A 7,935-nucleotide genomic window follows, 5' to 3' on the forward strand; every position below is an offset into this window, starting at 1 on the left:
CCGGGCGACGAGCCGGGCGCGACCGGGGCGCTGCGCCGCGCCGACGCCCGCATGTACGGGGACAAGCGCGGGCGCGGCACGGGCCGGGACGGCCCCGCTTCACAGCCGTTACCCTGCGAGGCATGACGGTCACCCTGCTCGATCACGTCGCCATCGCCGCGCCCGACCTCGACACCGGAAGTGCCCCCTACCTCGCCCTGGGCCTCGCGCCCGAGGGTCCCGACGAGGAAGTCGCCTCGCAGGGGGTGCGGGTCCGCGCCTTCGTGGTGGGCGCGACCCTGATCGAGCTGCTGGCCCCCACCCGCCCCGACAGCCCGGTCGCCGCCTTTCTGGAGAGGCGCGGCCCTGGCCTGCACCACACCGCCTACCGGGTGGCGGACCTGGACGCCGAGATGGCCCGGCTGCGCGGCGAGGGCGCCCGCTTCCTCTCCGAGACGCCCACGCCGGGCCGCGCCGGGACCCGCGTCGCCTTCCTGCACCCGAAGTGGGGCGCGGGCACCCTGATCGAACTCGTGGAGCATCCGGCAGGAGGCCCGGCGCATTGAGCCGTGCGGCCCAGCCCGGCTGGTGGGTTCCGGCGCTGCTGATCATGGGGGCCATCTGGTGGCTGAGTTCGGGCAGCGACACGCCCGGCCCCCCGCTGCCGCACCCCTTTGACTGGGCGGCGCATTTCCTGGCCTACCTCGCCCTGGCTTACGCGCTGGCGCGGGCGACCGGGCGATGGGGCGTCGCCGTGGTGGTCGCCGCGTGGTTCGGCGCGGCCGACGAGGTTCATCAGGCGTTCGTGCCGGGGCGTGAGGCGGGCCTGAGCGACTGGCTGTTCGACCTCGCCGGGGCGGTCGTGGGCGCGGGGCTGGCGCTGGGACGGGGAGCCGGGCGCAGGGCGGACGACGCGGTTCGTTGACTGGAGGGGCTGACCGAGCGCTCCCCGACCCTCTCTCTGGAGAGAGAACACCGCCCTCAGGCCACCGGGGTCGCCGCCAGCCGGTCGAGCACGCCGGGGTCTTCCAGGGTGCTGGTGTCGCCCTCGATGGATTTGCCCGCCGCGATCTGGCGCAGGAAGCGGCGCATGATCTTGCCGCTGCGGGTCTTGGGCAGGGCGTCGGCCACGATGATGGCGTCGGGCCGGGCCAGCGCCCCGATCTCACGGCTGACGTGCGCCCGCAGCTCCCCCGCGTTCACCGTGAAGCCTGACTGCGGCAGCACGAAGGCGACCACGCCCTCGCCCTTGACCTCGTCCGGTCGCCCCACCACGGCGGCCTCCGCGACGGCGGGATGCGCCACCAGCGCCGACTCGATCTCCATCGTCCCCAGGCGGTGCCCGGAGACGTTGAGCACGTCGTCCACCCGGCCCATCACGGTGACGTAACCGTCGGCGTCGCGCCGGGCGCCGTCCCCCGCGAAGTACACGTGCGGAATCTCGCCCCAGTAGGTCTTGCGGTAGCGCTCGTCGTCGCCGTAGACGGTCCGCAGCATGGACGGCCAGGGCCGCTTGATGACCAGCAGGCCGCCGTCGTCAGGGCCGAGTTCCTCGCCGTCTCTGGTCATGATCGCGGGCTCGACCCCGAACATCGGGAGGCCCGCGCTGCCGGGTTTGCCCGGGTGGGCGCCGGGCAGGGTGGTCAGCATGATCGCGCCCGTCTCGGTCTGCCACCAGGTGTCCACCACCGGGCAGCGCCCCCCGCCGATCACGCGGGAGTACCACATCCACGCCTCGGGGTTGATCGGCTCGCCCACCGATCCCAGCAGGCGCAGGCTGCCCAGGTCGTACCCGGCAGGAATCGCGTCGCCCTGCCGCATGAAGGAGCGGATCGCCGTCGGCGCGGTGTAGAGGATGGTCACGCGGTGCCGCTCCACGAGTCTCCAGAAACGGCCCCAGTCGGGGTGGTTGGGCGCCCCCTCGTACATCAGCACGGTCGCGCCGTTCAGCAGCGGCCCGTACACGCTGTAACTGTGCCCGGTGACCCAGCCCACGTCGGCGGTACACCAGTACACGTCGTCGTCGCGCAGGTCGAACACCGCCTGCGTGGTGAGGTAGGTGCCCACCATGTACCCGCCCGTCGTGTGCAGCACGCCCTTGGGCTTGCCCGTGCTGCCGGAGGTGTACAGCACGAACAGGGGATGCTCGCTGTCCAGGGGCGCCGCCTCGTGCTCGTCTCCGGCCTCCGCCAGTGCCTCGTGCCACCAGAGGTCGCGGCCCGGCTGCATGGGCACGCCGCAGTCCGCCCGGCAGACCACCAGCATCCGCTCCAGGCTGGGGGTGTTCCTCGCCGCCTCGTCCGCGTTGGCCTTGAGGCCCACCAGCCCGCCCCGCCGCTGCCCCGCGTCGGCGGTGATCAGCAGCTTGCTTCCGGCGTCGCCCAGGCGGTCCGCGAGCGCCGAGACCGAGAAGCCCCCGAACACCACGCTGTGCACCGCGCCGATGCGGGCGCAGGCCAGCATGGCGATCGCGGCTTCCGGAATCAGCGGCAGGTAGAGGGTCACCCGGTCCCCCTGCTCCACGCCCAGCGCGGTCAGGGCATTGGCGGCCCGCTTGACCTCGCGCAGCAGCTCCGAATAGCTGTAGGTCCGGACCTCGCCGTCCTCGCCCTCCCAGAGAATCGCGGTCTTGTCGCCCCTTCCCGCCGCCACCTGACGGTCCAGCGCGTTGTGGGCCACGTTGGTCTGCCCGCCCACGAACCACTGCGCGTGCGGTTCCTGCCAGTCCAGCACCCGGTCCCAGCGCCGCATCCAGTGCAGTTCTCCGGCCACGTCACCCCAGAAGCCGTCCGGGTCGTCGAGGCTGCGGCGGTACATCCGGTCGTAGTCCTCGCGCGACACGCGGGCGCGGGCCACGAACTCGGCGGAGGGCGCGATCACCCGGCTCTCGTGCAGCAGGGTGTCGATATGGTCGTTGGTGGCCTGGTGGGTCATGGGCAAACCTCCGGGAAGGGGGCAGCGGGAAGGGCTGTGGAGGCTCCCACTGTAGTGCGGGGCCGGGGCGGAAGCGAGGGGGCGTCGCCCCACCCCAGGCCGAGGGTGCCCGGGCTCGCCAATGTCCCCGGAGGGGGAGCGTATGGTGGGGGCTGTGCTTCTCGACCGGCTGAACCGGCCCCTGCGTGACCTGCGCGTCAGCGTGACCGACCGCTGCAATCTGCGCTGCACGTACTGCATGCCCGCCGACGTGTTCGGACCGGACTACGCCTTCTTGCCGCGGGAGGAGCTGCTCTCCTTTGAGGAAATCGAGCGCCTGACCCGCGCCTTTGTGGCCCTGGGGGTGCAGAAACTGCGCCTGACCGGGGGCGAGCCGCTGCTGAGGCGCGACCTGCCGGAACTGGTGGGCCGCCTCGCGGCTCTCGGGGGTGTGGAGGACATCGCCCTGACCACCAACGGCCTGCTGCTTCCCCGGCTCGCGGCCGACCTCAAGGCGGCGGGATTGCGGCGGGTCACGGTCAGCCTCGACAGCCTCGATCCGGAGGTGTTCGGGCGGATGAACGGGCTGAACGTGGCCCCCGAGCGCGTGCTGAACGGGATCGAGGCCGCGCTGCGGGCGGGCCTGGGCGTGAAGGTGAACACGGTGGTGCAGCGCGGGGTCAACGACGCCGGGCTCGCGGACGTCTGGCGGGCGCTGCGGGACCGGGCGACCGTGCGTTTTATCGAGTTCATGGACGTGGGCAACCACAACGGCTGGAACCTGGACGCGGTGGTGCCCTCGCGCGAGGTGCTCGCCCGCCTTGCAGGGGCGGAACCGGGCCTGGCCTTCGCCCCGGTCAACCCCTCCTACCGGGGCGAGGTCGCCGCCCGCTACCAGGACGCGCAGGGCCACGAGGTCGGGCTGATCTCCTCGGTCACGGCCCCCTTCTGCGGCGACTGCTCGCGGGCGCGGCTCTCGGCGGTCGGCGTGCTGTACACCTGCCTCTTCGCGGGGACCGGCACCGACCTGCGGGCCCCGCTGCGGGCGGGTGCGTCGGACGCGGACCTGCGGGAGCGCGTCGCTGCCGTCTGGCAGGCCCGCCAGGACCGCTACAGCGAGGAGCGCGGCGAGGCCACCCCCGGGCGGGCGGCGAGCAAGGTCGAGATGTCGCACATCGGGGGCTGATACGGACTCCGATGGAATCGTTGACGCAGTGATTCCATCCGGGCAGAGCGGGTGGGAGAGAAACGGGTTCCGGGCGTGGAGCGAACAAACCGGCGTCCTTCCGGTCCGTTCACGAAGCAGACGGAATCCGTATGATCCCGTGCGGGGGGTGCTGTTCCCCGCCGCGTACCCGGCCCCTGACCTTGTGTCTGCTGAACACCAATCCTTAAGATGAACGCTCACAAGAGCCCCTGCGCCCGCAGCCGGGCTGGGAGGCGAGCAATGGCGAAATATCCGCTGATCAAAAGCACCCTCAAAGACCGCCTGCTGGGCGGCCACTACACCGAGGGCCTGCCCCTCCCCAGCGAACCGCAGCTCGCCCGCGAGTTCGAGGTCTCGCGCATGACCGCCCGCCGTGCCATTGACGAGCTGGAGCGCGAGGGCTACGTCTACCGGGTGCAGGGCGCGGGCACCTTTCCCACCGGGAAGCGCTTTCGCCAGGGCATGTTCCGGGTGCGGCCCTTCAAGGAGTGGGCGCGGCACCCTGACCACCGCACCCATGTGCTGCGGGCCATAACGGTCGGCGCCACCCCCGAGATCGCCGCCGTGCTGCACCTGAACGCCGGGGACCCGGTGCTGTACGTCCACCGCCTGCGCACGGCGGGCGACGAGGCACTGGTGATCGAGAAACGGTACGTCAATTCGGCGCTCGTGCCCTCGCTGCTCGACCACGACCTCGGCTCCGAGAGCATCCACGAGGTGATGATCTCGCTGGGCGTGCCCATCACCCGCGTCGAACAGAATCTGGAGGCCGTCAACCTGCGCCAGGAGGAAGCCGAGCTGCTGCGCGTGCCGCTGGGCACCGCCGCCTTCCTGCTGCGGCGCACGACCTACAGCGGGCCGCAGCGCGTCTCCTACGTCAACTACTGGGTGCGCGGCGACCGCTACGCCTTTCAGGACAGCTTCGAGCCATGAGGAACAGCCGGGCTTCCCGCGCGGGTCTCCCGGACGCCTGAACGCGGGCAGCGCGGCCCTCTGCTGCCCGGATGCTCAGGCGTCGGGGGCGGCGGTCCAGTCCGTCAGGGCGTAGGCCCCGGCCACCATCCCGGCCAGCCCCAGGAAGGAGGCGCGGTCGCGGCCCTCCATGCGGGCGCTCAGCAGCAGCAGCACAGGCAGGGTCGCCAGTTCGATCTTGCCGTGCAGCGGGAAGGGGATCATGCGGCTGACGGCGGGCGGGGAATCGGTTAGCGCACTGACGCCCAGGTACGACCCGGCCAGCGCAGAGGAGGCGGTGCGGGCCTGCGGGCTGAGCCGCAGCAGGGCGGGGGCGGCGAGCATCAGGCCGCAGGCGGCGTAGTCGACAAGGCCGTGCAGGCGGGGCGTCAGGGGCTTCATGGGTTCAGCGTGGAGGCCCGCCGGGTGCCGGGGGACCGCCCTTCCCTCAGCCGACCTTGAGCGTTGGACCGTCCACGTCCTCACTTGAACGGGGTGCAATTTTGGACCGCCACGCGCTATATGTGGGGGATCATGGATTCGTCGTCGCTCCGGGAGCGTCAGAAAGAACGCCGCCGCGCGCGGATCTACAGCGTGGCCCTCGACCTCTTCAAGCGCGGCGGCTTTCAGGCCACCACCGCCACCGACATCGCGCGGGCCAGCAACGTCTCGCGCGGGACCTTCTTCAACTACTACCCCTACAAGGAAGCCGTGCTGCTCGACTACGGCTCGGAGGTCATGGAGCGCCTGCGCGACCGGGCCGAGGCGCGGCTCGCGGAGGGAACCGCTCCCCTGACGGTCCTGTACGAGATCTGGGACGAACTCGCCGAGGAAAATGGCCGCGAGCGCGACCTCTTCCCGCCGCTGGCGTACGAGGTGATGAACCCCAACCCCGAGCGGGCCAGAACCGCGTATCAGGCCCTGCCGCTGAGCAAGGTCATCGAGCTGATCTTGAAACCGCTGCACCAGGCCGGGCAGATTCGCACCGACCTGAGCCTCCAGCGCATCAGCAACCTGATCGCGGACACCTACCTGCTGGTCGCCCTGCGCTGGAGCGCCTACGGCACCGACCGCACCCTGCAGGAGGAGACGCGGCTGGCGCTGAACCTGCTGCTGGAAGGGGCGCTGCGGCCCGACGCCCCGGCCCGCCCGTCCTGAAGGGGAGCGGACCCGCCGTGACCCAGCCTGAACTCAGCATCGGCACCGCCCGGCACAGCTGGCCCTTCAGCCGGGGGCTGGTCGTGGAGTCGCTGGTCAACGCGGGGGCGGGTGCCCCGGCAGCGGCGACGGTCGCCCGGCGGGTCGAGCAGGCGCTGCGGCACGCCCGGCGCTCGCCCGTGACGCCAGCCGAGTTGCAGGCGCTGATGGTGGACCTCGCGCGGGACGCGCTGGGAGACGCGGTCGCGGACGCCGCCGCCCGGCAGACCCCCGCCTTCGTGGACATCGTCGTGCAGGCCAAGAAGGGCACGCTGCCCTTCAGCCGGGGGGTGCTGGCCCGCACGCTGGAAGACACCGGCCTCTCGCCGCGCGACGCCTACGGCACGGCGAGCGCGGTGGACGTGCGGCTGCGGCAGTCCGGGCGGCGCGAGCTGACGGTCTCCGAACTCGACGAGATGACCGAGGACGTGCTAGCCGGGCGCTACGGCGAGCACCTGCGCCGCACCTACCGTTTTCTGAAGGGCAACCGGGGGCGCCTGGGGGTGGTGAGCGGGGACGGGGGCACGCCCACCCCCTTCAGCAAGGGGCTGCTGGTGCAGTCGCTGCTGGCGGCGGGGGTCGCCCCCGACGTGGCCCGCAAGGTGGCCCGCGTGACCCAGCGCGACCTGCGCGGCAGCGAGGACCGTCTGGTGACCCGTCAGGCCATCCGCGAGAAGGTCGAAGCCCTGCTGCGCGACGAGGTCGGCCCCGACGTGAGTGCCCGCTACCGCCTGCTGCGGGTGATCCGCCGTCCGCCGCGCCCCCTCGTCGTGTTGCTGGGGGGCGTGAGCGGCACGGGCAAGAGCTACCTGGCCGCCGAGGTCGCCTACCGCCTGGGCATCACCCGCGTGATCGGCACCGACGCCGTGCGCGAGGTGATGCGGGCGATGGTGTCGCGCGAACTCGTGCCCGGCCTGCACACCAGCACCTTCAAGGCCTGGGAGGCCCTGCTGCCCCCCGGCGTGCCGCGCCCCGACAGGCCGACCCCCGCCGAACTGCTCGCCGGGCTGCGCGATCAGGTGCAGCAAGTCAGTGTGGGGCTGGGGGCGGTGGTGCGCCGCGCCATCGAGGAGGGGACCAGCCTGGTGCTGGAGGGGGTGCACCTCGTTCCCGGCTACCTGCGGGCCGCCGACTTCGCGGGGGCGCTGGTGGTGCCCATGCTGGTGACCCTGCCCGACGAGGACGAGCACCGCCGCCACTTCGAGTCCCGCGACCGCGAGACGGCGGCCAGCCGGCCCCTGCACCGCTACATGGCCTACTTCGGCGAGATCCGCACCATGCAGGACTACCTCGAGGAACTCGCCCGCCGCGAGGACGTGCCCCTGCTCGACGGCCTGACCCTCGACGAGAGCGCTGAGCAGGCCGTGGACGTGGTCCTGCGCCGGGTGATGGCCGCCCTGACGCCGGGGGAACGGGCCGCGCTGCTGGGGGAGGAGGGGGGCGGGGAGTAGAGGTCGGCTTCCTGCCCCCGCTCCGCCCGTCCCTACCGCCTGACCTTCCTCACCGCCGCCCGCAACTCGGCCACCGCCTCCCCGTCCCCGCCGTAGCGGGCGCGGTGGTAGGCGCCCACCGCCGCGCGGATGGGGTCAGCCTGCTGGGGGTGGCGCTCTATGGCCCGCTCCCCGTAGGCCGCCGCCGTCTCGCCGGGAGCGCGGGGCAGGCGCAGGCGCCGGGTGAGGTCGTTCAGC

At 72.3% G+C, this 7,935-nt stretch carries 9 protein-coding genes; 6 read left to right on the plus strand and 3 right to left on the minus strand.

Annotated elements, in window-relative coordinates; genetic code table 11:
* The first annotated feature begins 122 nt into the window (after positions 1-122).
* Both QOL99_RS12580 and QOL99_RS12585 read left to right on the plus strand, forming a co-directional pair.
* On the plus strand, positions 123-545 hold the full coding sequence (locus tag QOL99_RS12580; protein ID WP_285524287.1) for a VOC family protein: 423 nt from the start codon (positions 123-125) through the stop codon (positions 543-545).
* 44 nt (positions 546-589) lie between these two features.
* Positions 590-904: a VanZ family protein gene (locus QOL99_RS12585; RefSeq protein WP_285524300.1), complete on the plus strand. Its 315-nt coding sequence runs from the start codon at positions 590-592 to the stop codon at positions 902-904.
* A gap of 56 nt (positions 905-960) precedes the next feature.
* Here the strand turns inward: QOL99_RS12585 and acs are convergent, their stop codons facing one another.
* Positions 961-2,913: an acetate--CoA ligase gene (gene acs, locus QOL99_RS12590; RefSeq protein WP_285524289.1), complete on the minus strand. Its 1,953-nt coding sequence runs from the start codon at positions 2,911-2,913 to the stop codon at positions 961-963.
* A gap of 154 nt (positions 2,914-3,067) precedes the next feature.
* Here acs and moaA point away from each other — a divergent pair, with 154 nt between their 5' ends.
* Positions 3,068-4,078 (plus strand): GTP 3',8-cyclase MoaA, encoded by a 1,011-nt coding sequence (gene moaA, locus QOL99_RS12595; RefSeq protein ID WP_285524290.1) that lies wholly within the window; start codon positions 3,068-3,070, stop codon positions 4,076-4,078.
* 261 nt (positions 4,079-4,339) lie between these two features.
* Positions 4,340-5,032, plus strand: a complete 693-nt coding sequence (locus QOL99_RS12600; RefSeq protein WP_285524291.1) for a GntR family transcriptional regulator — start codon at positions 4,340-4,342, stop codon at positions 5,030-5,032.
* 75 nt (positions 5,033-5,107) lie between these two features.
* Here QOL99_RS12600 and QOL99_RS12605 read toward each other — a convergent pair whose 3' ends face one another.
* Positions 5,108-5,452 carry a hypothetical protein gene (locus QOL99_RS12605; RefSeq protein ID WP_285524292.1) on the minus strand — a complete coding sequence of 115 codons (345 nt, stop codon included), beginning with the start codon at positions 5,450-5,452 and terminating at the stop codon, positions 5,108-5,110.
* Positions 5,453-5,584: 132 nt separating this feature from the next.
* Here QOL99_RS12605 and QOL99_RS12610 point away from each other — a divergent pair, with 132 nt between their 5' ends.
* Both QOL99_RS12610 and QOL99_RS12615 read left to right on the plus strand, forming a co-directional pair.
* Positions 5,585-6,208: a TetR/AcrR family transcriptional regulator gene (locus QOL99_RS12610; RefSeq protein WP_285524294.1), complete on the plus strand. Its 624-nt coding sequence runs from the start codon at positions 5,585-5,587 to the stop codon at positions 6,206-6,208.
* Positions 6,209-6,225: 17 nt separating this feature from the next.
* Positions 6,226-7,698: an ATP cone domain-containing protein gene (locus QOL99_RS12615; RefSeq protein WP_285524297.1), complete on the plus strand. Its 1,473-nt coding sequence runs from the start codon at positions 6,226-6,228 to the stop codon at positions 7,696-7,698.
* A gap of 32 nt (positions 7,699-7,730) precedes the next feature.
* On the opposite strand, the gene QOL99_RS12620 is transcribed toward QOL99_RS12615, so the two are convergent.
* A partial coding sequence (locus QOL99_RS12620) for a DUF4129 domain-containing protein (protein WP_285524298.1) occupies positions 7,731-7,935 on the minus strand: 205 nt, incomplete at its 5' end.

This window comes from Deinococcus rhizophilus, from assembly GCF_030271215.1.
GTDB classification, from domain to species: domain Bacteria; phylum Deinococcota; class Deinococci; order Deinococcales; family Deinococcaceae; genus Deinococcus; species Deinococcus rhizophilus.

What these genes read in the sequence shown, in the direction of transcription:
- QOL99_RS12585 (WP_285524300.1), top strand. Translation starts at nt 590, where the DNA reads ATGGGGGCCATCTGGTGGCTGAGTTCGGGCAGCGACACGCCCGGCCCC.
- QOL99_RS12605 (WP_285524292.1), bottom strand. Translation starts at nt 5,452, where the DNA reads ATGAAGCCCCTGACGCCCCGCCTGCACGGCCTTGTCGACTACGCCGCC.
- QOL99_RS12600 (WP_285524291.1), top strand. Translation starts at nt 4,340, where the DNA reads ATGGCGAAATATCCGCTGATCAAAAGCACCCTCAAAGACCGCCTGCTG.
- QOL99_RS12610 (WP_285524294.1), top strand. Translation starts at nt 5,585, where the DNA reads ATGGATTCGTCGTCGCTCCGGGAGCGTCAGAAAGAACGCCGCCGCGCG.
- QOL99_RS12580 (WP_285524287.1), top strand. Translation starts at nt 123, where the DNA reads ATGACGGTCACCCTGCTCGATCACGTCGCCATCGCCGCGCCCGACCTC.
- acs (WP_285524289.1), bottom strand. Translation starts at nt 2,913, where the DNA reads ATGACCCACCAGGCCACCAACGACCATATCGACACCCTGCTGCACGAG.